This is a genomic window from Cobetia sp. Ld8, assembly GCF_045066615.1.
GTDB lineage: Bacteria > Pseudomonadota > Gammaproteobacteria > Pseudomonadales > Halomonadaceae > Cobetia > Cobetia amphilecti.
The window spans coordinates 972623-995843 of sequence record NZ_JBISHF010000008.1 but is presented as its reverse complement, the minus strand read 5'-3'; the positions used below and the strand labels follow the sequence as shown (position 1 = coordinate 995843).

Sequence of the window (23221 nt, the reverse complement as noted above, 5' to 3'; positions counted from 1 at the left end):
ATGTTATAAATTATGCCGAGCTATGCTTTGGAAGATAGCTCGGCATAATTAGTAGTTTATATTTTTCAGCTATTATAGCTTCTTAGTCTTTGATAACGTTTATCAAAAGCTGTAGTGCCACCTTCCATGATGTTGCATACATGTTCGCGAATTTCCTTTTCACATAATCCGCCCGCTTTAGTAATTTGAATTTGCCCTTTCTTGAATTCTAGAACATTAACAAGTTCGGCATCTCCGTTTACTACTATGTTTGGGTTGTGGGTTACCATTATTATTTGTCTTTTCTTTTTATTCTCATGGATCTGAGAAACAATTAGCTGGTATATGAGAGCGTTATCCAGATCATCTTCAGGTTGATCTACAATAATGGGGTTGTCTCCATGGCTGAGCAAAAAAGCAAGTATTGCTGCTGCTTTTTGTCCTGCCGATCCTTTTTCTATATTCTCAAATTTTTCTTTAGCAATATCTTTTGCATATTCTACTACTAGATTATCTTCAGGCCACCAAGTCATTAGCCTATCATACGACTCTGGCTGTTTGACTAGCTTTTGAACCAATGAGTTTTGTAATTTTTGGTGTATAGGATAAGAATGGTCATCTTGTTTTGCTATTTTTACAATAGTGCTTTTTAGTTCGGCAACTAGCCTAACTACACTGTTAGGAGCTAGTTTTTCAGTAAGCAACGGGTATAGCAAAGAGCTAGGCTGGTCGTCTTGGTAAATTGAGCTAGAGAAACTATTCTCAATTCCAATTAGGCTCCTGAATTGACTTTCAATATTCGAATGGCTCGAAAATGGTTCCAGCTTCATTCTTACGTATTTGTTGCCACCAATAACCTTTGAAATGAATTTTTGCCTTTTTTGCTGCAATCTACGTCTTAGCTTATAAAGTTTTATGAGTGATTTTTCACATTCCTTTTCCTTGATTAATAGTGTTTTTTCGACACTGTCCAAATTTTTGATTTGTTCATCTATAATATTTCGTTGCCTAATCCATGTCTCGTATTTATCTGGATTTAGCTCTACTCCTTTAGCTTGGTATTCGCTGACAATTTCATTATATTTGATTTCAGAGTTGCATCCATTTATATACCATTCTGTATGTTGTATAGATTTCTCTCTTTCTTCTTCCGCATCAATAACAACGGCCTTTAATTTTGTTAACTCTTCCTTGAATTTTATTATTCTTCCATTAAATTTTCTTTGTATGTCTTCGAGCTCTGCTAACTGAGAAGAGCTAGTCGTTTCATCTGATAAGAAGTCTGTGTTTATAAATCTTTCTGTGAGTATATTATCAATAAACTTGACTAGATTTTTTGTATCAATTGAAGCATCTAGTTTTTGCTTCTCTTGTACGAACCTTTGATATGAATGAAATATATCTCGGTGGCCTCCTTTTTCAAAACTTTCAATATCACTATTTAAGTCATCTTTCTGTGATGCAAGAAATCCTCTATTGTTCAGCTTACCTTCAAGTAAGCGTACTTCATTTTTAAAGGTTAGGAAATTGGCCGTCTCATTACTGAAGGCCACGTTCCATTCGCTTATATTTACTTCATCAGATCTATCTATTATATCTAATAAGCTATTCGGGTTACTTGCTAAGCTGTTTATTTGTTTTTGGCTGTAAAGGCTCACGTTAAATCTTTCTTTTGGTTTCCCGTTATCTAAAACCCAATCATCATTTCTGTATTTTTCAATATAAGGCGGACTATTTTTTTTCCAAATGGACTGATATAGTTCATCTCTTCTCTGTATACCTACTTTAATTACTGTATTTGGGTTTGTTACGCCATTTTTAAAGGCTATTATATCAGTATGTATTTGTGTAAGCTCTGATGCTTCATCCTCCCTTCCCATTGCTAATCTGATAGATTCTATGAAAGTTGATTTACCCGATCCCCTCCCGCCAATTACCGCATTGAAGAGTGGATGTAGATTAAACTCAGTTGGATGCGAATTAATGCGACCACAATGCTGCATTTGAGATATTGATAGACTCTTTATATATATGTCTGGCGTGCTATTCGGATCTTCTGATTCGTTAATTACGCATAGGTTATGGTCATATAAAGCTAAGCTTAGGCCTTCTATAGATGGTGTGCTCATTTTTATCCAAGTAAAACGCTTCCCTAAGCGAGAGCACTCGTGGGCATCTGAGCCTTGTAGCTTAGCTAAATTGCTACAGGCTGTAGCTAACTCAGGGTTTACTTGGTCTAGATAATTTAGATTAATGAATTCTGCGGCTTCGATTTTCTTTAGCCAGTTTGTAATTTCCTGATTTAAATTTTTAACTTTATGTAGAAAACCCTTTGCGCCATCAATATGTGCTGGTATCGCTATACCGCCAGCTTTAGAAATTATATCGATAACCTTTTCGATGGATTCAGTCGCGCAGGTACTATCTGCATCACCATGTCCCCCTGTGATACCACACTGGCCTAATATTGCATTTATCTTTGCGGTGTTACAATCATATCCAAATATGGCTAATAAATGAACTCGAGACTGTCCCGTGCTTATTGTTATTTCACACCCAGGAAACAATTCAATTGGTCGATACCAGTCACTAGTTGTATCCATACTCTCATAGCATTTCTTTAGTATATCAACCCAGTAACCAGTTACATGGTCTGTTATGGCTACACAGTCAATTTCCTCAAGCATTAATGCTTTTAGCCACTGCTCAGGAGTTTCGTTCTTAATTTTGTAGTCAGATGAAGCTGGAGTATGTGTATGAAAATCAAATTTATACCAACGGCTACCTGAGTAAATATGCTTCATATCTTCATCCCTGAATGTTATTTTGTAAGCTGAAGGCTCTTCTTTGTCGATACAGAAAATTACTCTTTGAGTCTACAACAAGAGTTTGTAGCTAAAGAACTATTTATTCAGTTTTTATTCATGATTCATTGAATATTCTTGCTTGAAAACAAGTAGTGTGTGCGTATGCCTTTGTTATAATTGAAAAAAGCCCTCCCGACATCGCCGGGAGGGCTTTTTCATGCGTCTTGCGGACTACCTTCACCGATGGGGTGATCTGCGGAATTCTACTCAGATCAGACCATTACATCGGGTGTTGCTCTTCTTCGTAGAGCTCGGCCTTGGCGTCGCGTAGGACATCTTCGCAGGCGCTGTGGTTGGCCAGTTGCAGCATCAGATTCTGGCTGAGGGCGAAGCCCTTGCCCAGGCAGGTGTCGACCTCTTCGCGGGTGAGCGCCGGGGTGACATTGCAGTCAATCTTCATCGTACGACTACCGCCATCAAAGCGGTCGGCGAGGGCGCGCAAGCGCCAGGCAAGCCGTGTTTTCCAGCGGGCGGTGGGGTCGGGGCCTTCCGTCACGTCGAGCGTGCAACGCCATTCAGGTTTGTAGACCTTCATGTGAACCTCCTCGGCTGGTCGTTTTCAATGATCGATCGTGATGTTCTGCTCCGCGTGCTGTGCTTGATGTCGTGCCTTGTTGCTCGTACCAGAAATGCGTTCCAGTCGTGCATATGACAGTCGTGCTCGAGGCTCGCGCGTCATCTTGATCGACGACAAGCCGAGCCTCTCTCTCACCATACGAGTTTTGGCGCCGAGATACATCAGTCTGAGTGTAAACGTTGCTTATCCTGATGTATCTGCAACAGCTGCTCCAGCGCCAGATGCAGCCAGTCGAAAGTATCAAGGGGCCTCACGACCCGCGCTGGCGCGCCAATTTGTGCAGCGGTGGCGGGGCTGTCAGGCGGAGTGTGCTCGCCCAGCAGCTCCGTCAGGCTCTCGATCTGGATGCCTTCGCGTAATGCGAATGTCTCAAGCTCGCCACTGGCCAGCCAGATCTCCTGAATCACCGTCGGCACCGCACTCATGGCACAGGCGTAGTCGAGAATCTCGCCGCGCTCGCGTTCTGCTGCAATGCGCGCGGCATGCGCCAGCAGTTGGGCGCTCAAGGCTGGAAAGCGCGCCTTTGCAATGCGGGCCGGCAGATGCGAGTTGCCAGGCTCGGGCGCTTGCCAGCGGCGCAGCGCAGGAGAGGGCTTGATTGAAGAGCCCGGCATTGAAGCGTCTGACGACGCACAAGCAGACGGATGATCAGTCTTGGAGGCCATGTGGATAAACTCCAGCGCGAAGGGGCGAGCCGGCAGGCCGGTCGAGGATCGAGGGACAAAGGTCAGGGCGAGGCTGCAAAGGCGCTAGCCCCTGCTGGATCAGACAGCGAGAAAGGCAGAGTGTTGGATTGCGGGCGAGTCAGCGTCGCTTGCGCGGCAGTCACTGCTGCTGTTTTGCCCAACAATGGCAGCTCGCGGATGCTAAACCCGCAGATGAAGCAGGCGTTTGCGCCAAGGAGTCACGCGGCGGGATTGCGCTGCCAAGTGATTAATTTTGCGAGAAAAAACATCAATCGATGATGCAACCAGACGGCCACTTCGTGCGTACACAGCAGTACGTGCCTGCTGCGTTGCAGCGCTGGCCCATTCCCCCTGGAGAGAATTGACATGACGAAGTACGCCGATCGAATCCGCATTTCCCTGTTGCTGCTGCGCCTCGGGGTCTTCCTCGTGATCACGATGTGGACACTGGACAAGTTCTTCAATCCTGGCCACGCCGCCGCCATCTTCGAGAAGTTCTATGCCATCGGTGGCATGGGCGAGGGCATCGTCATCGCGATTGCCGTCATCGAGATGGTGCTGTTGCTGCTGTTCGTCACCGGCGTGAAGAAGACCCTCACCTATGGTCTGGTGCTGTTGCTGCACGCCGGGTCTACCTTCTCTGCCTTCAAGCAGTATCTGGACCCGTTCGATCACCTGCTGTTCTTCGCCGCCTGGCCGATGCTGGCCGCCTGTGTCGCGCTGTTCATGCTGCGCGAGATCGACACCTGCTTCACCCTCGGTGGCAAGCAGGCGCGTCTTGAGGAAGAAGCGGCACGCTAAGTGCCCGTGGCCGAGCTGGCTGCAAGGCTCGGCCAAAGCTCTTGCTGAAATGACACACAAAAGCGCCGCTCGGGACATGCCCGGGCGGCGCTTTTGTGTGGGGAGGTATCGCCATCGTGCGTCTTCGTGTGGCCTTTCTTGCTTGCGCCGGGGAGAGTGGGGACTCCAGCGTCGTTATGTGTGGTTTCTTGTTATGTTTATCCAAAAGACAATCTGTTGGCTTATGTGCAGATGGTAAAGCCCATGATTGTGACTGCTGTGCTACATAATCAGCATTACGTAATTATCTGATGGCAAGGCCCACAGGCAGCACTGTGCTTGCTCAGGTCACGTCATGCCTTGCTACGCCATGCGGGATTTCTGCTGCAGACCCAGTGAGTCACTCAGCACCTTGAGGGCGCTGGAGAAGTCCTCGGCTTCGCTCGCCTGTGCGAGGCTGTCCGCGCTGGCTTTCTCACTGACGACATTGTTTGCGATGGTCTTGTCGCGGGTCTTGTCGCTGACGCTGGTCATTCCACTGCCGCTGACGCTTGCCATGCCGCGATCGCTGGCGATCACCTGACCGACGGAGTGAGCAGTGTCGCTGCCGAGTGCGTCGTCACTGGCGTTGCGCGCAATGATGGCGTGGAGGGCCGGCAGGCTGGCGTGGTTGTGGAACTGCCAGACGCCGTAGATACGGCCATCGAAGGAGGCTTCACTGCCCAGTGTCGGGTCGACGGCAAGACCGGCGCCCAGCCCGAACATGTAGAGGCCCGCAAGACGCTGGCCGTGGATGTCGCAGGGGTTGCCGTTGGCATCGGAATCCAGCCCGCCATTCACCTCGCGCAACGTGATGGGCTGATGATGAGCGTCGCTGATGGTGGGCAGAATCGGCTGATAGCCGTTGCACTGCACCACGATGGGCGCGTCGGCGAGCACTTCGCTGGCCAGTTCCAGGCGTTGGGCACTGCCGGGGCCGGTCTGCACCAGCTGGATGTCCATCGCGCACTCTTCAATGCGGCCGGTGGCCAGTATTTCCTGACCGATGGCCAGCGCCCGGTAGCGCAGCCCGCCGGAACGGTTGATGCGACCGCTGATCGGGCATACATCGCGCTCGGCATCGTAGTGATAGCCTGCGGCGCGCGCTTCTTCGGCGTTCTCGAAGAACAGCCGAATCGGCGAGCGATGCAGCAGGGTAATCTCCTTGACGTGGGTATTGCGCAGCGCGTCGGCCAGCACGTCGAGCATCGAGAAGGCGCTGTGCGAGCCACCCACCACACAGACGCGACCACCACGCCGCAGACGCGGCAGCAGCAGGCTGCGCAGCTGCCCCGGCGGCATGCGCAACAGCTCATCGCCGCTGTAGATGCGTGCGCGCCGCGACGGCGTCAGCCCCTGACGATTGAGGCTCTGGGTCAGTTGCTCCGGGCACTGCTGGCCGCCCAGATTGAGCACCAGGTTCTCGGTGCGCAGCCGCGACGTGCGCTGGGCCACTTCCGGTTCATGCGAGAGGGTCAGAATGCTGGTGCCGTCGAGGTACTGCAGCGTGTCCAGGCTGGTGCCGCACCACATCTTGACGCCCGGCAGGGCGGTGATGTGCGCCAATACCAGGGCACTGGCGGCTTCCAGCAGCTCGCCGATCTCATCGAGTCGCGGGGAGGAGTAGGGATCGGCCCGGATTCGTTCCAGGCAGGGTTCGCCTTCAAGCGGGGCCAGCACGTCGGCGAGTGCCGGGTCGCGCAGGCAGTCGAGGAACACATCGCCGACCGAGTTGGCGGTGATGCGATATTCGCCCAGCCGACCAGCGCCAAGCTTGCCGCTGGCGTGGGTACCGCCGGCATCGAGAATCAACAGTCCGTGGCGGGCCAGTGTCGTGATCTGGCCTGTCTTGAGGGCATTGAACAGAAATCCCATGCCTGCCGGGCCGACACCGGCCACGATACATCCGTAGCCCGTGATTCTTGAGAGGTCCTTCATGTCGTCTTGCTCCCTGGGTCGTAGTGACATCTTGTGGCTGTTTCGGTAGAGAGGTGTGATCCCCTCTGACAGCTGGCGGCTTGAAGACTGCGCCGCTCTATTGCTGCTCCCCTGTCGTCGGGGCAGCGGTGACCGTGGTGTTGCGGGTGGCAAAGATCGCCTGTCCGTGCGATATCATTTGCTCTTTGACGTGCTATTACAGCAACTTGCATGCGTGTGGTGCCGTGCATTGCGGCGGTGAAGCTGCAGGATTCACGTCAATGGTGTTTCCAAGGTGTTGCCGGTTCTGAGTGCCGGCGACCTGTGCCTTGCACCGGGCTTGATGACCGGTTTCATGACCAGCGTGATGAGCGGCTTCGCACGAGCTGTCAGTACGCTTGCAACGATCCAATTCGGGAGACCACCCCGAGATCGAAAACGCCTGTGCGACACAGACAGCATTTCGCTATCTGCAAGTCATTGATATTCATGACATCGATTCAGATGGAGCCTCTGGGCGCGCAGCGGCACCGCTGCTCAATAGAAGCTGCGATGCGGTAGCCGAGCGGTATCCAGCAGCACATCATTGATGAGAGCTGGCATTCCTCATGCCCGGCATGGGGGTGGGCCCATCTCGGTATGCGCCAATCCTGGTGCGTCATTGGCACTGATAGTCTGAGGCAGATAACAAGAACGTCGCGATGATTATTCCGTCATGAGTAGCGACGTTATTTGTGTGAATACGCTGCATGAATCAAGGCTCGGGAAACATCGACAATCTGATATGCGTTTCCGTGTCATGTCATGCCAACTGACCGTTGGCCATTTTGTTTAATTAACGATAATTAATAAATGATATTTGGCGGGAATCGAATCCTGTCGTGACGAAAATCATGCTTTGAGTTGAGTCACATTCGAGCTGGCTCATACGGTGTGCTGAGAAGTGAGTCTGGCGGGCAAGAGAGGGCGTTGCTCAAAAAGGCTATCTCGCCTGGGGAGCCGGTATCAGGTGCTGGCATCCGTGGCAGGCGTTAGTGGCCACGCTCTGCTATGCTCTGCGCCCGCGCGTAAGCCCGTTCGGCTCGTGCCTGTTCATCGATTGAAGGAATGTCCCCGTGACTGACGCCACCGCCACCCCTGCCTTTGCCTCTCTGGCGCTGGCGCCCGAGCTGCTCGACAACCTCGCCACGCTCGAATATCACACCATGACGCCGATTCAGGCGCAGAGCCTGCCGCCGATGCTGCAAGGCCGCGATGTCATCGCCCAGGGCCAGACCGGCTCCGGCAAGACCGCTGCCTTCGGCCTGGGGCTGCTGTCGCGTCTCAAGGTCTCGCGCTTCCGTGTGCAGTCACTGGTGCTGTGTCCGACACGTGAGCTGGCCGATCAGGTCGCCGGCGAGATCCGTCGTCTGGCGCGCGGCCTGCACAACGTCAAGGTGCTGACTCTGTGCGGCGGCGCGCCCTTCGGCCCGCAGCTGGGCTCGCTGGAGCACGGCGCGCATATCATCGTCGGCACGCCGGGGCGCGTGGATGAGCACCTGCGCAAGGGCAGCCTGAGCCTGGTCGAGCTCAATACCCTGGTGCTGGATGAAGCCGACCGCATGCTCGATATGGGCTTTGCCGAGGTGCTGGATGCCATCGTCGCCGAGACCCCGGAGGAGCGTCAGACGCTGCTGTTCAGCGCGACCTTCGCCGATGGCGTGCGCCCGATCGCCGAGCGCATGCTGCGTGATCCGGTCAGCATCGAGGTGGCCTCCACTCACGATGACAGCAGCATCCGTCAGCTGTTCCACCGTGTCGCCGATGACGAGGCGCGCTTCGAGGCGCTGCGTATCCTGCTGCTCAAGTACCGCCCGGAATCCAGCGTGGTGTTCTGCAACACCAAGCGTCAGGCGCAGGAAGTCAGCGACGCGCTCAATGAGCACGGTTTCAGTGCCATGGCGCTGCACGGTGATCTCGAACAGCGCGAGCGTGACCAGACATTGGTGATGTTCGCCAACAAGAGCACCTCGATTCTGGTGGCCACCGATGTCGCGGCGCGCGGGCTGGATATCGAAGCGCTGGACGCGGTGTTCAACTACGAGATCGCGCGTGATCTCGACGCCCACGTGCACCGTGTCGGGCGTACCGGCCGTGCCGGCAGCTCCGGCATCGCCTGCACGTTGTACACCGAGAAGGAAGACTATCGTCTGACCAAGCTGGGTGAATTCCTCGAGCAGACGCTGGAAGCCGAGCCGCTGCCCTCGAAAAGCATGCTGACGCGCGAGCCGTTCCATGCGCGCATGGCGACGCTGCAGATCGACGGTGGCAAGAAGGACAAGCTGCGCCCCGGCGATATCCTCGGCGCGCTGACCGGTGACGGCGGCCTGGAAGGCAGCAAGATCGGCAAGATCAAGGTGCTGGCGCGGACCACCTTCCTCGCCGTGGAGCGTGATGTCGCCAAGTCGGCACTCACCCAGCTGATGAACGGCAAGCTCAAGGGGCGCTCCTTCCGCGCGCGTCGTCTCAAGAGCTGAGGCGGGCAGCGTCGGTGACGTGTCTGACCGGTATCGGCGAGAACCCTGAGAGGGACTGAACCAGTCTTTTCATCTGCCATGCGACCTTGATATCACCCCAAGCGATGCCCGCCACCACGGCGGGCATCGTGCTTTTTGAGCAGCAGATTGACGCTCGCAGCCGCTGCGGGCGGTGGCTAAGCTTGAGGTAACGTCCCTGGCCATCAGGGCGCTGATCCGGTACCTCGTGATGACTGCCAACGCCGTCGATAATCTTCGCATTCGTGAAGAACGTCTCATTGATCATGAGCGCATCTACCGCATTCATGAATCCGTCTTTGCCGGCCATCGTGAAGCGCGCCTGGGTGATAGATTGCGTCGAGGCAATCTGGCGCAGATCTCGCTGGTGGCCGAGCGTGTCACCGACCCGGAGACCGGCCGTCACCTCAGCGAAGGCGAGGGCGGCCTGCTGGGGCATGTGATGGTGTCGCGGGTGGAGCTTTCCGGCTACCCGGACCGCGTGCTGATGGCGTTGGCGCCGCTGGCGGTGCTGCCCCAGCATCAGCGTCACGGCATCGGCAAGCGGCTGGTGATCTCGGCGGTCAAGCGCTGCCGGCTGCTGGGGGCGGGGGCCGTGGTGGCGGCAGGCCATGCGGATTTCTATACCCATCTGGGCTTTCATCCGGCGTGTCATTACGGGCTCTACTGCCATCATGACGACGTGCCGGGTTCCTTCGTCGCCTTCGAGCTGCTGCCGGACTATCTGGAGGGGCTGGGCGGTGAAGTGCAGTTTCCCGATACCTTCTCTGAGCTGGGTATCTGAGCAGCCTTGAGCGGTTGGTTTTGATCAGCAACAGGCAACTCGGCGTTGCGTGACCCTTGAAACGGCAAGGCTCCAGCTCCATGTCATGGGTAACACCACGTGGCAGCCTGCGTGTGATGGCAGCTGTCGCGTCATTCCGACCGATGATTCAAGGAGAGACATCATGAAGCTCAAGACTCTGGGTAGTTCGCTGATGATTGCCATGCTCGGTCTCGGTGGCCTGTCGCTCGCCGGTTGCGAGGACGAAGGCCCGATGGAGAAGGCCGGTGAGAAGATGGACAACGCCGTCGAGGAAGCCGGTGATAGCGTCGAGAACGCCACCGATAGCTGAGGCTCGGATGCCAGCGCCGCGATGAGTCGCCGCTGACCTGAGCTGTCGCCAGACACAAGAAGGCCCCGCCTCCCATGAGGCGGGGCCTTCTTGTGTCTGGCTCGGGGAGAAAGCAATCCGCTTATGCCGAGGCGGGCTGCTGCTCGCTCTGCTGCTTGCGGTCCGCGACGGCGGCGTCGTAGGCGCGGCTTTCCTCGGCCTCGGTGGCGGCGCTGAAGCGCACCAGCAGTGCGAACAGCGAGATCACGATCACGCCCATGCCCAGGTACATCAGGCCTTCCTGGTAGGTCAGCTCCTCACTGCGGAACAGGAAGCCCGCGGCGACAGCGCCCGCGTTGCCGCCCGCACCGACGATACCGGCGACCGCGCCGAGTGCCTTGCGATTGACGAAGGGCACGATGCCGAAGGTCGCGCCTTCCGCCATCTGCACGAAGAGGCTGAAGACCAGCATGATGCCGATGGCCACCGCGAGGGTTTCCATCTGGGCGAAGCCGACCAGCGCCACGCCTTCACACAGCAGCGCGATGAACAGCCAGCGCACGCGGCCCTTGAGGCCGGACTGGCGGGCGAACAGGTCGGAGAACACGCCGCCCAGGGTGCGGGCGAACAGGTTCATCAGGCCGAACAGGCCCGCGATGAGACCGGCGGTGGCAAGATCGAGGTCGAAGTGATCGAAGAAGTAGATGGCGGCGACGTTGTTGATGGTCAGCTCGACCCCGAAGCAGGCGCCATAGACGAGGAACAGGGCCCAGACGCGGATGTCGCGTGCCGCCGCGCCGAAGGTGGCGCGCATGCTGTATTCCTTCTCGGCCTTGGGCAGCTCACCACGCTCACGCAGCTCGTTGAAGTTGCCGTCCGGCGCATCCTGGGTGAAGAAGTAGTAGGCGATACCGGTCAGGAACAGCACGATGCCCGGCACGACCATCGCCAGACGCCAGCCCAGGGTCTGCTCGACGCCCAGCATCAGCAGGCCGGCCATCACCAGCGGCATCAGCATCTGGGTGGTGCCACCGCCCAGGTTGCCCCAGCCCGCGGTAGTGGCGTTGGCGGTGCCGACCACGTTGGGGCCGAACATCACGGAGGTGTGGTACTGGGTGATGACGAAGGAAGCGCCGATGGCACCGATGGCCAGACGGGCCAGGAAGAAGGATTCGAAGCTGTCGGCGAAGCCGATGCACATCACCGGCAGCGAGCCGAGGCACAGCAGCCAGGTGTAGGCCTTGCGTGGCCCGATGCGATCACACAGCACGCCGATGGCGAGGCGCACGATCACCGTGATGGCGACGGAGGCGATGATGGTGTTGCCGATCTGGGTCTTGGTCAGGCCGAGGTCGTCACGCACCACGGCCATCAGCGGCGCGATGCCGAACCAGCCGAAGAAGCAGACGTGGAAGGCGAACCACGACATGTGGAAGGCGCGCATTTGCGGGGTGTTGAAGCTGAACAGCCGGATGCGGCTGGCCTTGTTGCGGATATCCATGAGTGGGCTCCTGATTCAGCGTCGGTGCCGGGCACGAGGTCAGGTGTGCTCGGCGAGTGGTCGAACGGCTGTGAATGAACGACAGCAAGGGCGCCTCGTCATTGAGGGGCCTGGTTCGACGCACTCGTACTCCGAAGAGCCTGGTCCACGTCATGGATAGCGATGGCAGCAGTCGGTGATGCCATGGTTGCCGGCAGCAGAGCGTCTGTGCGGCAAGTGACAGGAACAAAGCAAGTAGCGCGCCAGTTGCGGGGGTGTGGGCGGGACAAGTCCCAGAAGATCAATGGCTTGGCGAGGGCAGTAGGTTGGCACGCGCAGGCGGTGTCCCGGGCTGGATGCGCGCTCGATGCGCGCTGGCGGTGCGTCAGCAAGGCGCGAGGTACCAGTCTGGCGCACGCGACTGGCGCTGGGAGGGTCGGCAAGGCGCGTGCCTCATTGCAGTGCAGCGACGCTTTCGGCTCGGCCGCTCTGAAGGCCTTTGGTCGCAGGGTTGCACCAGATTGCGGCACGAATCCTGCTTGGGTGTACGGCAAGTCTCATGCCCGACCCAAGGAAACCTGACATGCCCGTGACCGTGCTGATCGTCGATGTCCGCAGTGAGCGCTCCGCCGCGCTGGAGCAGGCGCTATTGAGCGCCGGCTTCGAGGTGGCGCTGCGCGTTGACGAGCACGAGGACCTGCACGCGCTGGTCGAGCAGCATCAGCCCGATGCGGTGATCATCGACGCCGACCTGCCCAGCCGCGACACCCTGGAGCATCTCGGCCAGCTGGGGCGACGCTATCCCAAGCCGATGATCATGCTGGCCAGTGAAGATGCCCCGGACCTCGTGCGTGAGGCGGCAGGCGCCGGTGTCTCGGCCTATGTGGTGGACCACGTCATGCCTGCGATGGTGCGCAGCATGGTCGAGGTCGTCATCACCAGCTTCGAGGCGCACCGTGCGCTCAAGGGGGAGCTCAACCGTACCCAGACCACATTGGTGCAGCGGCGCAGCGTCGATCGCGCCAAGGCCGTGGTGATGGAGACGCGCGGGCTCAGTGAAGATGCCGCCTACCAATACCTGCGCAAGACCGCCATGAACCGGCGCCTGGCCCTGCATGAGCTGGCCGATGAGCTGCTCAAGGCCGCGCGTCGGCGCTGAGCCGGTCGCCGTACTGTCCTTCTCTCTCGATCGTTCAAGAGGTGTGCGTGATGCCCACAGATGTACCCCTGAATGGCCATCAGCTGACGCTGGGCCTGATGCCACTCAATGATGCCGCGCCCTTCGTGGTCGCTGAGCAGTTGGGGCTTTTCCGCGAGGAAGGGCTGGCGGTGACACTCAAGTGGCAACCTTCGTGGGCGGCGTTGCGTGATGACCTGCAGACCGGCGTGCTGCAGGGCGCGCAGATGCTGGCGCTGATGCCGCTGACCTCGACCCTGGGCCTGGATGGCCGCGCCACGCCGGTGATCAGTGCCATGACACTGAATCTGGGCGGCAACTCCATCACGCTGTCGCGCGCGCTGATGGCCACCCTCGGCGAGGACGGCCACGACCTCTCCAGTCCGTTGCAGGTCGCGAAGGCGCTGGCGGCGCATGTGCATGAGCGCAAGCAGCGCGGCGAGCCGCTGCTCAAGCTGGCCAGCGTGCACCCGTTCTCCTCGCATCGTTATCTGTTGCGCTACTGGCTGGCGGCGGGCGGCATCAATCCGGACCGCGACGTCGAGATGCGCGCCGTGGCGCCGCCGCTGATGGCGGCACAGCTGGCCAGCGGTGCGCTGGATGGCTTCTGTGTCGGTGAGCCCTGGAACAGCCTGGCGGCGGCGCAGGGCATGGGGCAGGTGGTGGCGGGCAGTCACGATATCTGGCGCTTCGGGCAGGAAAAGGTGCTGGGCGTGCGCGAGGACTGGGCGGAGCAGCATCCGCTGGCGCATCAGGCGCTGATTCGCGCGCTGCTCAATGCCTGCGCCTGGCTGGACCGCCCCGGCAATCGGGCCAGAGCCGCCGAGTGGCTGCATGACGAGGGCATGCCGGAGGTGCCGATGAGCGTGGTGACGCGCGGACTGGAAGATGTCGATGTCGAGCAGTCGGTGGACGACTTCCAGCAGCACAATCCCGGCTGGACCATCTTCCATCGCTATGCGGCCAACTTCCCGTGGCGTTCCCAGACGCGCTGGTACATCGCCCAGATGCAGCGCTGGGGGCATCTGCAGGGTTTCAATGACGAGGATCTCGAGGCGACGCTGACACGCTGTGTGCGCCCGGATCTTTACCGCACGGCGGCCCGCAAGCTGGGCATGGTGGTGCCGGTGGCGGATGAGCGCAGTGAAGGCACGCATCCGGCGCCCTGGTGGCTGAGCGGCGAGGCGGGCCAGGTGCCGATGCCGGCGGATGGCTTCATCGATGGCGCGGTCTTCGAGTGATGTCGCGGGCGCGGTTCTTGCCGGTCCGCGCTGGCGCGGGATTGCACAGCACTTGCAGAGAAGTCGCCATCTCCTTTGCCGGATGACAGGGCAAACCTGACGGCTCAGACATGTTGGCAGTGCGGTTGTGATATTCTCATCGCACTGCCAGCACCGCGTCAGGGGATCGCATGACCACTCGCAAGTCTCAGATTCGCAAGGATAATGTCGGCCGCATCCTGCTCGCCGCCGAAAAGATCTTCGCTCTCAAGGGCTATGTCGGCGCCAGCATGGTCGATATTGCCGCCGAGGTAGAGCTGCCCAAGTCCAATCTGCATTACTACTTCAGCACCAAGGAAGCGCTGTATCGCGCGGTGCTCGATGGCCTGCTGGCGCTGTGGAAGGAAGATGCGCTGTGCTTCGAGGCCTACGACGACCCGCAGCTGGTGCTCTCCACCTACATTCGCGCCAAGATGATGCACTCGCGCCAGCGCCCCTATGGCTCCAAGGTGTGGGCCAGCGAGATCATGCAGGGCGCGCCGGTGCTGGGAGAGGAGCTGACGGTGTGGCTCGACGAGTGGGCCGAGATGAAGAAGTCACGCCTGCGCCAGTGGATCGGCGAGGGCCGCATCGACAACGTCGATGCCTCCGCCTACCTGTACATGATCTGGGCCAGCACCCAGCACTACGCCGACTTCGATCACCAGATCGCGGTGCTCAATCAGGGCAAGGCGCTGAGTGATCGGGAATTCGAGCAGGCGGTGCAGAACGTGACGCGGGTGCTGCTGAAGGGCGTCGGTTTGTCTGCCTGAGTCAGCAGGTGACTTCATGATTTCATTATCCTGAAGCTAATCATCGTCATCATTGGTGGGTCATCAAGCCAATGAAGAAGGGGCTTCCATTGCTGGCAGCCCCTTTTTTGATTCCATCTGTTTCTCGTTGTTTCTCTCCGCTCCTGTTCAGGATCAGCGCCGCATCAGGCGATCAGGCAGCGCGATGCGGATTGCGCGGGTCCTCCATCCAGTTCATGTACGGCTTGCCGGTGTCCTGCACTTCCATGCTGATGCAGTCCTCGACCGGGCAGGTGATCTCGCACAGGTTGCAGCCCACGCAGTCGGCGTCCTTCACCTCATAGCGGGCGGTGCCGTTGTCCTTGGCCAGATGCATGATGGCCTGGTGCGAGGTGTCCTCGCAGGCGATGTAGCAGCGTCCGCAGCCGATGCACTTGTCCTGGTCGATGCGGGCGATCACCTGATAGTTCATGTCCAGCTGCTTCCAGTCGGTGGTGTTGGGCACCGCCGCGCGCGAGAACTCGTCGATACGCTGATAGCCCTTGCTATCCATCCAGCGCCCCAGGCCATCCTTCATCTCCTCGACGATACGGAAGCCATGCAGCATCGCCGCCGTGCACACCTGCACGCTGCCCGCGCCGAGGGCGATGAATTCCGCGGCATCTTCCCAGTTGGAGATGCCGCCGATGCCGGAGATCGGCAGGTTCGCGGTTTCCGGCGTGCGCGCTATCTCGGCCACCATGTTCAGCGCGATGGGCTTCACGGCGCTGCCGCAATAGCCGCCGTGAGTGCTGCGGTCACCGACGATGGGATGCGCGACCATGCGGTCGAGATCCAGATGGGTGATGGAGTTGATGGTGTTGATCAGCGAGACGGCATCGGCACCACCCCGCCAGGCGGCCTTGGCCGGTTCACGCACGTCGGTGATGTTGGGCGTCAGTTTGACGATCACCGGCAGCGAGCTGTAGGTCTTGCACCAGCGCGTGACCTGCTCGACATACTCCGGCACCTGGCCCACCGCCGCGCCCATGCCGCGTTCCGGCATGCCGTGGGGGCAGCCGAAGTTGAGTTCGATGCCGTCACAGCCGGTGGCCTCGACCTGCGGCAGGATGGTCTTCCAGGCCTCTTCCTCGCACGGCACCATCAGCGAGACGATCAGCGCGCGGTCCGGCCAGTCCTTCTTGACCTGGGTGATCTCGCGCAGGTTGATCTCCAGCGAGCGGTCGGTGATCAGTTCGATGTTGTTGAAGCCGCTGACTTCGCCGTTCGGGCCATAGTGCGCCGAGTAGCGGGAGGAGACGTTCACCGCCGCCGGGTCTTCGCCCAGCGTCTTCCAGACCACGCCTCCCCAGCCGGCCTCGAAGGCGCGTACCACGTTGTAGGCCTTGTCGGTGGGCGGGGCGCTGGCCAGCCAGAAGGGGTTGGGGGCGCGGATGCCGGCGAAGTTGACCGACAGATCGGCCTTGTAGCTGGCGACGTGATCGCCGCTTGATCCAGCACTTGCCGGGCGGGCGTTGTCATCATTGAGCGGGGTATGAATGGTCATCAGGCGGCCTCCACCTTGAGCATCAGATCGTGATGGATGGCCTCGGCGGCCAGCTTGCCGTGGGCGACGGCTTGAACGGTGAGGTCCTGCCCGCGGGCGATGCAGTCACCGCCGGCATAGACACCGGGCAGGCTGGTGCGCAGCATCTCGTCCACCTCTATCCTGGCCCCCTCGCGGGCCAGCCCTGCGGCATGGACGTCGCTCAGGCTCGCGTCATCGAAGCCCTGGCCGATGGCGGTGAAGACCCCATCGCAGGCCAGCGTGAAGGTCTCGCCGGTATCGACGAGGCGGCCATCCTCGACCCGCGTGCGCGCGAACTGCATCGCGCTGAGCGCGGCGTCATCACCTTCTTCGCTTCTATCACTATCGTTTGCCACATCGATCGCCAGCGGGCGCGCCCAGGTGTGGATCATCACGCCATTGGCGCGCGCGATTTCCTGCTCGTGATGGGTGGCGGACATCTGCTCCTCGCCACGCCGGTAGACCAGGTCCACCGTCTGCACGCCCAAGCGCCTGGCCTGCACCGCGATATCGATGGCGGTGTTGCCGGCGCCGATCACCACGGCGTGTCTGGGCACCGCCAGGGCGTTCAGTTCGCCGCTCTGACGCAGCACCTTGATGAAGTCGGTGGCCGCCATCAGGCCGCTGGCATCCTCGCCGGTCAGGCCGAGGGCATGGCTGGTGCCAAGGCCGAGGCCCAGGAAGACGCTGTCGAATTCGCGTGTCAGGGAGGCCAGCGCCAGGTTGTCGCCGAGGCGCTGACCATGGCGGATCTCGATGCCGCCGATCTCGAGCAGGAATTCGACTTCGCGGGCGGCGAAGTCATCGGTCAGCTTGTAGCGGGCGATGCCGTATTCGTTGAGGCCGCCGGCCTTTTCCTCGGCCTCGAAGATCACCACGTCGTGGCCGAAACGTGCCAGACGATGGGCGCAGGAAAGCCCGGCTGGCCCGGCGCCGACCACGGCGATACGCCGACCGGTGCTGGCGCCACGCGTGAATGGATGGGCTTCGAACTGGGCGTTGTCCAGCGCATGTCGCTGCAGCAGGCCGATCAGCACCGGCTGGCACTCTTCGCCCTGATTGCGCACGCAGGACTGCTCGCAGAGGATCTCGGTGGGGCAGACGCGGGCGCAGCTGCCACCGAGGATATTGGCATCGAGAATCTCGCTGGCGGCGCCTTCGAGATTGTCATCGTGGATACGGCGAATGAAGGTTGGGATGTCGATGCTGGTCGGGCAGGCCTTGATGCAGGGGGCATCGTAGCAGTACAGACAGCGCGAGCTCTCGATGAAGGCCTGGCGCTTGCTGAGCGCCGGATGCAGGTCTGTGAAACGCGCACTCAGCGCCTCTTCCGTGAGCCCGCTCGGGGCCCAGTGGGAAGGAGTGGAGGATGTGGTCACGGTGTGGCTCCTGCCCGCGCTCAGGCGCGGGGTCGTTGTTGTTGGTCTTGCAGGCGAGTCGGGTTGCGCTTGGGGACTGGCAGCGGCTTGTTTGGAAGTGCTAAGGGACTGGCAGCGCGTCAGGTGCGCCGCCAGGCCGTCGTTCAGTCGTGCCGTACTGGTCTCAGCCGTGTCGTGCTGGTCTCAGGTGGGTCGTTCGCTGCCGTCAGCTGCGATCCACGGCGCTGACGACGTTGCTCTCGGCGCGGGCCTTGAGCTGGTCGAACACGCTGGGGTAGGCCGGACGCTCGACATACTGGCCGTGGCCGCGCTTGGCATGCAGTTCGCCATCGCGCCAGGCCCAGTCGCCGCGGCTGATGGTGTGGCGCGGAATGCCCTTGACGGTGCGGCCTTCGAAGATGTTGAAGTCGATGTTCTGGTGGTGGGTCTTGGCCGAGATGGTGCGTTCGGCATTGGGGTCCCAGACGACGATGTCGGCGTCGCTGCCGACGCGGATCGCACCCTTGCGCGGATAGAGATTGAAGATCTTGGCGGCGTTGGTGGAGGTCAGGCCGACGAAGTCCTCGGCGGAGAAGCGCCCGGTATTGACGCCTTCGTGCCACAGCATCGCCATGCGGTCCTCGACCCCGGCGGTGCCGTTGGGAATCTTCGAGAAGTCGTCCTTGCCCATCTCCTTCTGCTCGGCGCAGAAACAGCAGTGATCGGTGGCGGTGGTCTGCAGGTCACCGGACTGGATGCCGCCCCACAGTGCCTGGCGGTGCTCCAGCGAGCGGAACGGCGGGCTCATCACGTGGCCGGCCGCGAATTCCCAGCTCTTGTTCTGATAGACCTCTTCATCGATCAGCAGATGGCCTGCCAGCACCTCGCCGTAGACCGGCTGACCGTGCTCGCGGGCGTAGCGGATCTCCTCCAGCGCATCGGCGGTGGAGACGTGGACCAGATACACCGGCGTGCCCAGGGTACCGGCGATGCGGATGGCACGGCTGGCGGCTTCGCCCTCGACCTGCGGCGGGCGCGACAGCGGATGCGCCTCCGGGCCGGTGATGCCGTCGGCCAGCAGCTTCTGCTGCAGGTGGTAGACCAGCTCGCCGTTCTCGGCATGCACGGTGGGAATCGCGCCCAGTTCCAGACAGCGCGCGAAGCTCGAGACGAGGGTGTCGTCCGGCGCCATGATGGCGTTCTTGTAGGCCATGAAGTGCTTGAAGCTGTTGACGCCGTAATCGGCGACCAGCGTCGCCATGTCCTGGCTGACGCTCTCGTCCCACCAGGTGACGGCGACGTGGAAGCTGTAGTCGCAGCACGACTTCTCGGCCCATTCGCGCCAGGTGTGATAGGCCTCCATCAGCGGCTGCTGCGGGGAGGGAATCACGAAATCGATGATCATGGTGGTGCCGCCGGCCAGCGCTGCGGCGGTGCCGGTCTGGAAGTCTTCGCTGGCCACGGTGCCCATGAAGGGCAGCTGCATGTGGGTGTGCGGGTCGATGCCGCCGGGCATCACCAGACAGCCGCTGGCGTCGATCACTTCGCAGTCGTCCGGTACGTCCAGGTCGGTGCCGATGGCGGTGATGGTCTCGCCGTCACACAGCACATCGGCGGTGTAGCGCTCTTCGTGGGTCTGGATGCTGCCGCCCTTGATCAGGATTGCCATGAATCTCTCCCGGCCGCATCGCGCGGCCTTGTCCGGCATTGAGTGTCAGGTCGTCTTGTTGTCGTCGTGCTGGTCGTCTTGTTGTTGTCGTGCGGGTCGTCAGTCCGTCACTCGCCGTCGGTGAGGCGGGTATAGGCATCGGGGCGACGGTCGCGGAAGAACTGCCAGTTGTTGCGCACCTCGCGCACCATCGCCATGTCGAGGTCGTGGATCAGCAGCTCATCCTCGGTGGCGCTGGCCTGGGCTTCGATCTGGCCGCGCGGATTCACGAAGTAGGAGGAGCCGTAGAACTCGCCGATATCCCAGGGCTGTTCATGGCCGACGCGGTTGATGGCGGCGATGTAGCAGCCATTGGCGGCGGCGGAGGCGGGTTGCTCCAGCTCCCACAGATATTGGGAGAGGCCCGCGACGGTGGCGGAGGGATTGAAGATGATCTCGGCGCCGTTGAGCGCCAGCGCACGCCAGCCTTCCGGGAAGTGGCGGTCGTAGCAGATGTAGACGCCGATGCGCCCGTAGGCGGTGTCGAAGACCGGCCAGTCGGACTTGCCCGGCTTGAAGAAGAATTTCTCCCAGAAGCCCGCCACCTGCGGGATGTGGGTCTTGTGATACTTGCCCAGATAGCTGCCGTCGGCATCGATGACGGCGGCGGTGTTGTAGTACACCCCCGGCTGCACTTCCTCGTAGATGGGCACGATGATCACCATCTGATGCTTCTTCGCGTACTGCTGCATCAGGGTGACGGTGGGGCCGTCGGGCACGCGCTCGGCGGCGGCATACCACTTGGCATCCTGGCTCGGGCAGAAATAGGGCTGATTGAAGACTTCCTGGAAGCACAGGATCTTGACGCCAGCCTCACCGGCCTGGTCGATCAGCGGCAGGTGGGCCTCGTTCATGGCATCACGGATCTGCGCGGGCTCGAGGTCGGTGGAGACGTTGAGTCCCATCTGGATGACGGCGCAGCGCAGCTTGCCGGCATCCTCGGTATAGGAGATGCGGGAATCGTTCGACATGTCTTCCTCATCGGGCGCTTGGCGCCGGTTGTTGTTGTCTTCAATGAGTGCTGGTGGGCTGAGCGGGTGAGCAGGGATAGCGCGAAATGGCCCCAGGAAAAACACGCCGCCTGCCTGGCAAGTCTGCATGCCGCTGGCAGGCGTCATGGGTCAGGAAAGGTCCGATTTAAATCCTGTCTCACCAGTCAGCTTAATGAACATTAGACAGTGTTCCCGCGTTCGGCAAGATGAAGTGTCAAATAAAGTCTTGTGGATTTATCTTGTTGTTATCAAAGAGTTTTTATTCAAGAAAAGGCCATGTTTCACCATTGTGGTGCCTGGAGAATCAGCGTGGTTCACGTGATTTTCAAGGGAAAAGGCGATGCACAACAGTGGCTTGTGATCGTTTGCGGGGACATTGCGCAAGACCGCCTTGCACCAGCTTGGAACCTGACCATACTGACAGTTGGCGCGAACACGGCTTGTCGCCACCTGACAGGCGTCATGCATGAAAATACGCGCCATTGCATCTCAAGTTGTCTTGCAAGACAGGTTTGATTTGTCGGCAATAATCCGGCCGGCGGCATGCGATTTGCCACAGGGTTTTGCACACGAACTGCCCAAGGTGTTTCTTCTACACGGTCTGCCACAGATTCGTCTGCCGCAGAATCTTCTGCATCAGAATCTTCTGCATGCAGTGCCGAATGAAGTGTGCCTGATGAAGTGTGCCGAACGGGGAGGAGCGAAGAGGAGTCAGGAAAGCGACGGAGAAGGTGAGGAAGACAAGAAACGACAAGTGACACAAGGCAAGCGCAGTGCATCACCCTCAACAATAACAACAGCTGAACAGGTGAGGACTCATGGCCCCGACACAGACGCGCTCGCACATGGTGCGCAGCAATGAGGAAATGATCGAGCTGGTGGTGGCACAGGATGTCGCCCGCAGCCCGCGTTACAACGAGGATATCGCGCCGACCAAGAGTGCCGAACGCACCTGGTCGCGCTGGAACATCGCCGCACTGTGGGTCGGCATGTCGATCTGCGTGCCGACCTACACCCTGGGTGGCGTCCTGACCGCCTACTTCGGCCTGAGCGTCGGCGAGGCGCTGTTCACGATTCTGGTCGCCAACCTGGTGGTACTGATTCCGCTGACTCTCAATGCCTTCCCCGGCACGCGCTTCGGGATCCCCTTCCCGGTGGTGCTGCGCTCCTCCTTCGGCATCATCGGCTCCAACGTGCCATGCATGATTCGCGCGGTGGTCGCCTGTGGCTGGTTCGGTATCCAGACGATGTTCGGCGGGCTGGCGATCCACCTGCTGCTGTCGAGCCTTTCGGCCGACTGGAAGGCGCTGGGTGGGGTAGGCGAGGTCATCGGCTTCTTCGTGTTCTGGGCGCTCAACCTGTTCGTGGTGATTCGCGGCGCGGAATCCATCAAGTGGCTGGAGACGCTCTCCGCGCCCTTGCTGCTGGCGGTGGGTGTCGGCCTGATGGTGTGGGCGCTGCCGCATACCTCGATCAGCGAGCTGTTGGCCCAGCCGCCGAATCGTCCCGAAGGCGATGGCGTGGCCAGTTACTTCATGGCGGGCCTGACCGCGATGGTCGGCTTCTGGGCGACGCTGTCGCTGAACATTCCTGACTTCAGCCGTTACGCGAAGAGCCAGAAGGACCAGATCGTCGGTCAGATCATCGGCCTGCCGCTGACGATGTTCTTCTTCGCCGCGCTCGGCGTGGTGTTGACCGCGGCGTCCAGCTCGCTGGTGGGCGAGACCATCTCCGACCCGGTCAACCTGATCGGTCGTATCGACAGCCCCGGCTGGGTCGCCATCGCCATGGTGCTGATCATCATCGCGACGCTCTCCACCAATACCGCGGCCAACATCGTCTCGCCGACCAATGACTTCCAGAACATCGCACCGAAGTTGATCAACCAGACGCGCGGCGTGCTGCTGACCGGGCTGGTCGGGGTGCTGCTGATGGGCTTCGAGCTGATCAAGAAGATGGGCTGGATCGTCTCGGACGTCAGTCTCGAGAGCCTCTATTCCAACTGGCTGCTGGGCTATTCGAGTCTGCTGGGGCCGATCGCGGGGATCATGATCGTCGACTACTTCGTGATCCGTCGTCAGTCCTTTGATCTGCCGGCACTCTATCTGGATGGCAGCACCTATCCGGCCTTCAATCCGGCGGGCTTCATCGCCTTCTTCGTGCCGGTGGGGCTGACGGTGATCAGCTTCTCGCAGCCCGGACTTTCCTGGTTCTACGACTACGGCTGGTTCACCGGCTCGCTGCTGGGGGCGCTGGTCTACTTCGTGGCCAGCAAGCTGCTGGTCAAGGCGCCGCCGGTGCATCTGCCCGAGGCGGTGCCGGGCAGCGGGGCGCAGCGCGCCTGACGCCACTGATGAGCATGGTGAGTGCAATGACAGACGGGCTGCCGATTGGCAGCCCGTCTGTCGTTCGTCGGCTCATCAACTTATCCGCTCATCAACTTATTCGCTCATCA

General features: G+C 59.5%; 18 protein-coding genes. 9 read left to right on the top strand and 9 right to left on the bottom strand.

Going from position 1 to position 23221, the window contains the following annotated elements:
• Positions 1 to 65: 65 nt before the first annotated feature.
• The 3 genes from ACJJV2_RS15075 to ACJJV2_RS15065 all read right to left on the bottom strand — a co-directional run bounded on the left by ACJJV2_RS15075 (position 66) and on the right by ACJJV2_RS15065 (position 4088).
• A complete protein-coding gene (locus ACJJV2_RS15075) occupies positions 66 to 2783 on the bottom strand; it encodes a TrlF family AAA-like ATPase (protein WP_405282014.1) in 2718 nt (905 codons plus the stop codon).
• 283 nt (positions 2784 to 3066) lie between these two features.
• Positions 3067 to 3381 (bottom strand): hypothetical protein, encoded by a 315-nt coding sequence (locus ACJJV2_RS15070; RefSeq protein WP_043333722.1) that lies wholly within the window; start codon positions 3379 to 3381, stop codon positions 3067 to 3069.
• A gap of 203 nt (positions 3382 to 3584) precedes the next feature.
• Positions 3585 to 4088, bottom strand: a complete 504-nt coding sequence (locus ACJJV2_RS15065) for a hypothetical protein (protein ID WP_405282011.1) — start codon at positions 4086 to 4088, stop codon at positions 3585 to 3587.
• A gap of 387 nt (positions 4089 to 4475) precedes the next feature.
• Here ACJJV2_RS15065 and ACJJV2_RS15060 point away from each other — a divergent pair, with 387 nt between their 5' ends.
• Positions 4476 to 4910, top strand: a complete 435-nt coding sequence (locus ACJJV2_RS15060; protein ID WP_043333725.1) for a hypothetical protein — start codon at positions 4476 to 4478, stop codon at positions 4908 to 4910.
• A gap of 342 nt (positions 4911 to 5252) precedes the next feature.
• On the opposite strand, the gene ACJJV2_RS15055 is transcribed toward ACJJV2_RS15060, so the two are convergent.
• The gene (locus tag ACJJV2_RS15055) at positions 5253 to 6866 is read right to left on the bottom strand and encodes a hypothetical protein (RefSeq protein WP_405282009.1); all 1614 of its coding nucleotides are present in this window, start codon (positions 6864 to 6866) and stop codon (positions 5253 to 5255) included.
• 1094 nt (positions 6867 to 7960) lie between these two features.
• On the opposite strand from ACJJV2_RS15055, the gene dbpA reads away from it, so the two are divergent.
• The 3 genes from dbpA to ACJJV2_RS15040 all read left to right on the top strand — a co-directional run bounded on the left by dbpA (position 7961) and on the right by ACJJV2_RS15040 (position 10494).
• Positions 7961 to 9361, top strand: a complete 1401-nt coding sequence (gene dbpA, locus ACJJV2_RS15050) for an ATP-dependent RNA helicase DbpA (RefSeq protein ID WP_043333726.1) — start codon at positions 7961 to 7963, stop codon at positions 9359 to 9361.
• A 229-nt stretch (positions 9362 to 9590) separates the two neighbouring features.
• The gene (locus tag ACJJV2_RS15045; protein ID WP_054555319.1) at positions 9591 to 10163 is read left to right on the top strand and encodes a GNAT family N-acetyltransferase; all 573 of its coding nucleotides are present in this window, start codon (positions 9591 to 9593) and stop codon (positions 10161 to 10163) included.
• A gap of 163 nt (positions 10164 to 10326) precedes the next feature.
• Positions 10327 to 10494 (top strand): hypothetical protein, encoded by a 168-nt coding sequence (locus ACJJV2_RS15040; RefSeq protein ID WP_166019763.1) that lies wholly within the window; start codon positions 10327 to 10329, stop codon positions 10492 to 10494.
• A 121-nt stretch (positions 10495 to 10615) separates the two neighbouring features.
• Here the strand turns inward: ACJJV2_RS15040 and ACJJV2_RS15035 are convergent, their stop codons facing one another.
• Positions 10616 to 11974, bottom strand: a complete 1359-nt coding sequence (locus tag ACJJV2_RS15035; RefSeq protein WP_405282007.1) for a NarK family nitrate/nitrite MFS transporter — start codon at positions 11972 to 11974, stop codon at positions 10616 to 10618.
• A 562-nt stretch (positions 11975 to 12536) separates the two neighbouring features.
• Here ACJJV2_RS15035 and ACJJV2_RS15030 point away from each other — a divergent pair.
• The 3 genes from ACJJV2_RS15030 to ACJJV2_RS15020 all read left to right on the top strand — a co-directional run bounded on the left by ACJJV2_RS15030 (position 12537) and on the right by ACJJV2_RS15020 (position 15162).
• Positions 12537 to 13112, top strand: coding sequence for an ANTAR domain-containing response regulator (locus ACJJV2_RS15030; RefSeq protein ID WP_405282006.1), 576 nt, complete (start codon positions 12537 to 12539; stop codon positions 13110 to 13112).
• Positions 13113 to 13162: 50 nt separating this feature from the next.
• On the top strand, positions 13163 to 14371 hold the full coding sequence (locus ACJJV2_RS15025) for a CmpA/NrtA family ABC transporter substrate-binding protein (protein ID WP_348473058.1): 1209 nt from the start codon (positions 13163 to 13165) through the stop codon (positions 14369 to 14371).
• A gap of 170 nt (positions 14372 to 14541) precedes the next feature.
• Positions 14542 to 15162: a TetR/AcrR family transcriptional regulator gene (locus ACJJV2_RS15020; protein WP_043333730.1), complete on the top strand. Its 621-nt coding sequence runs from the start codon at positions 14542 to 14544 to the stop codon at positions 15160 to 15162.
• 172 nt (positions 15163 to 15334) lie between these two features.
• Here ACJJV2_RS15020 and preA read toward each other — a convergent pair whose 3' ends face one another.
• The 4 genes from preA to ACJJV2_RS15000 all read right to left on the bottom strand — a co-directional run bounded on the left by preA (position 15335) and on the right by ACJJV2_RS15000 (position 20679).
• Positions 15335 to 16687, bottom strand: a complete 1353-nt coding sequence (gene preA / locus ACJJV2_RS15015) for an NAD-dependent dihydropyrimidine dehydrogenase subunit PreA (protein ID WP_405282003.1) — start codon at positions 16685 to 16687, stop codon at positions 15335 to 15337.
• Entirely contained in the window at positions 16687 to 18087 is a 1401-nt protein-coding gene (locus tag ACJJV2_RS15010; RefSeq protein WP_405282002.1) for an NAD(P)-dependent oxidoreductase, read from the bottom strand. Before ACJJV2_RS15010 ends, preA begins: the two co-directional genes overlap by 1 nt.
• Positions 18088 to 18292: 205 nt before the next feature.
• Positions 18293 to 19735 (bottom strand): dihydropyrimidinase, encoded by a 1443-nt coding sequence (hydA, locus tag ACJJV2_RS15005; RefSeq protein WP_043333732.1) that lies wholly within the window; start codon positions 19733 to 19735, stop codon positions 18293 to 18295.
• Positions 19736 to 19842: 107 nt separating this feature from the next.
• Entirely contained in the window at positions 19843 to 20679 is an 837-nt protein-coding gene (locus ACJJV2_RS15000) for a nitrilase-related carbon-nitrogen hydrolase (RefSeq protein ID WP_043333765.1), read from the bottom strand.
• A 553-nt stretch (positions 20680 to 21232) separates the two neighbouring features.
• Here ACJJV2_RS15000 and ACJJV2_RS14995 point away from each other — a divergent pair.
• Both ACJJV2_RS14995 and ACJJV2_RS14990 read left to right on the top strand, forming a co-directional pair.
• Positions 21233 to 21628: a hypothetical protein gene (locus ACJJV2_RS14995; RefSeq protein WP_405282000.1), complete on the top strand. Its 396-nt coding sequence runs from the start codon at positions 21233 to 21235 to the stop codon at positions 21626 to 21628.
• Positions 21585 to 23111 carry an NCS1 family nucleobase:cation symporter-1 gene (locus ACJJV2_RS14990; protein WP_054555323.1) on the top strand — a complete coding sequence of 509 codons (1527 nt, stop codon included), beginning with the start codon at positions 21585 to 21587 and terminating at the stop codon, positions 23109 to 23111. The genes ACJJV2_RS14995 and ACJJV2_RS14990 overlap by 44 nt, the downstream gene beginning before the upstream one ends.
• Positions 23112 to 23221 lie beyond the last annotated feature (110 nt).

Excerpts from the sequence above, each read along its gene's own strand:
- ACJJV2_RS15075 (WP_405282014.1), bottom strand. The coding sequence starts at position 2,783 with ATGAAGCATATTTACTCAGGTAGCCGTTGGTATAAATTTGATTTTCAT.
- ACJJV2_RS15070 (WP_043333722.1), bottom strand. The coding sequence starts at position 3,381 with ATGAAGGTCTACAAACCTGAATGGCGTTGCACGCTCGACGTGACGGAA.
- ACJJV2_RS15065 (WP_405282011.1), bottom strand. The coding sequence starts at position 4,088 with ATGGCCTCCAAGACTGATCATCCGTCTGCTTGTGCGTCGTCAGACGCT.
- ACJJV2_RS15060 (WP_043333725.1), top strand. The coding sequence starts at position 4,476 with ATGACGAAGTACGCCGATCGAATCCGCATTTCCCTGTTGCTGCTGCGC.
- ACJJV2_RS15055 (WP_405282009.1), bottom strand. The coding sequence starts at position 6,866 with ATGAAGGACCTCTCAAGAATCACGGGCTACGGATGTATCGTGGCCGGT.
- ACJJV2_RS15045 (WP_054555319.1), top strand. The coding sequence starts at position 9,591 with ATGACTGCCAACGCCGTCGATAATCTTCGCATTCGTGAAGAACGTCTC.
- ACJJV2_RS15040 (WP_166019763.1), top strand. The coding sequence starts at position 10,327 with ATGAAGCTCAAGACTCTGGGTAGTTCGCTGATGATTGCCATGCTCGGT.
- ACJJV2_RS15035 (WP_405282007.1), bottom strand. The coding sequence starts at position 11,974 with ATGGATATCCGCAACAAGGCCAGCCGCATCCGGCTGTTCAGCTTCAAC.
- ACJJV2_RS15030 (WP_405282006.1), top strand. The coding sequence starts at position 12,537 with ATGCCCGTGACCGTGCTGATCGTCGATGTCCGCAGTGAGCGCTCCGCC.
- ACJJV2_RS15025 (WP_348473058.1), top strand. The coding sequence starts at position 13,163 with ATGCCCACAGATGTACCCCTGAATGGCCATCAGCTGACGCTGGGCCTG.
- ACJJV2_RS15020 (WP_043333730.1), top strand. The coding sequence starts at position 14,542 with ATGACCACTCGCAAGTCTCAGATTCGCAAGGATAATGTCGGCCGCATC.
- preA (WP_405282003.1), bottom strand. The coding sequence starts at position 16,687 with ATGACCATTCATACCCCGCTCAATGATGACAACGCCCGCCCGGCAAGT.
- hydA (WP_043333732.1), bottom strand. The coding sequence starts at position 19,735 with ATGGCAATCCTGATCAAGGGCGGCAGCATCCAGACCCACGAAGAGCGC.
- ACJJV2_RS15000 (WP_043333765.1), bottom strand. The coding sequence starts at position 20,679 with ATGGGACTCAACGTCTCCACCGACCTCGAGCCCGCGCAGATCCGTGAT.
- ACJJV2_RS14995 (WP_405282000.1), top strand. The coding sequence starts at position 21,233 with ATGAAAATACGCGCCATTGCATCTCAAGTTGTCTTGCAAGACAGGTTT.
- ACJJV2_RS14990 (WP_054555323.1), top strand. The coding sequence starts at position 21,585 with ATGGCCCCGACACAGACGCGCTCGCACATGGTGCGCAGCAATGAGGAA.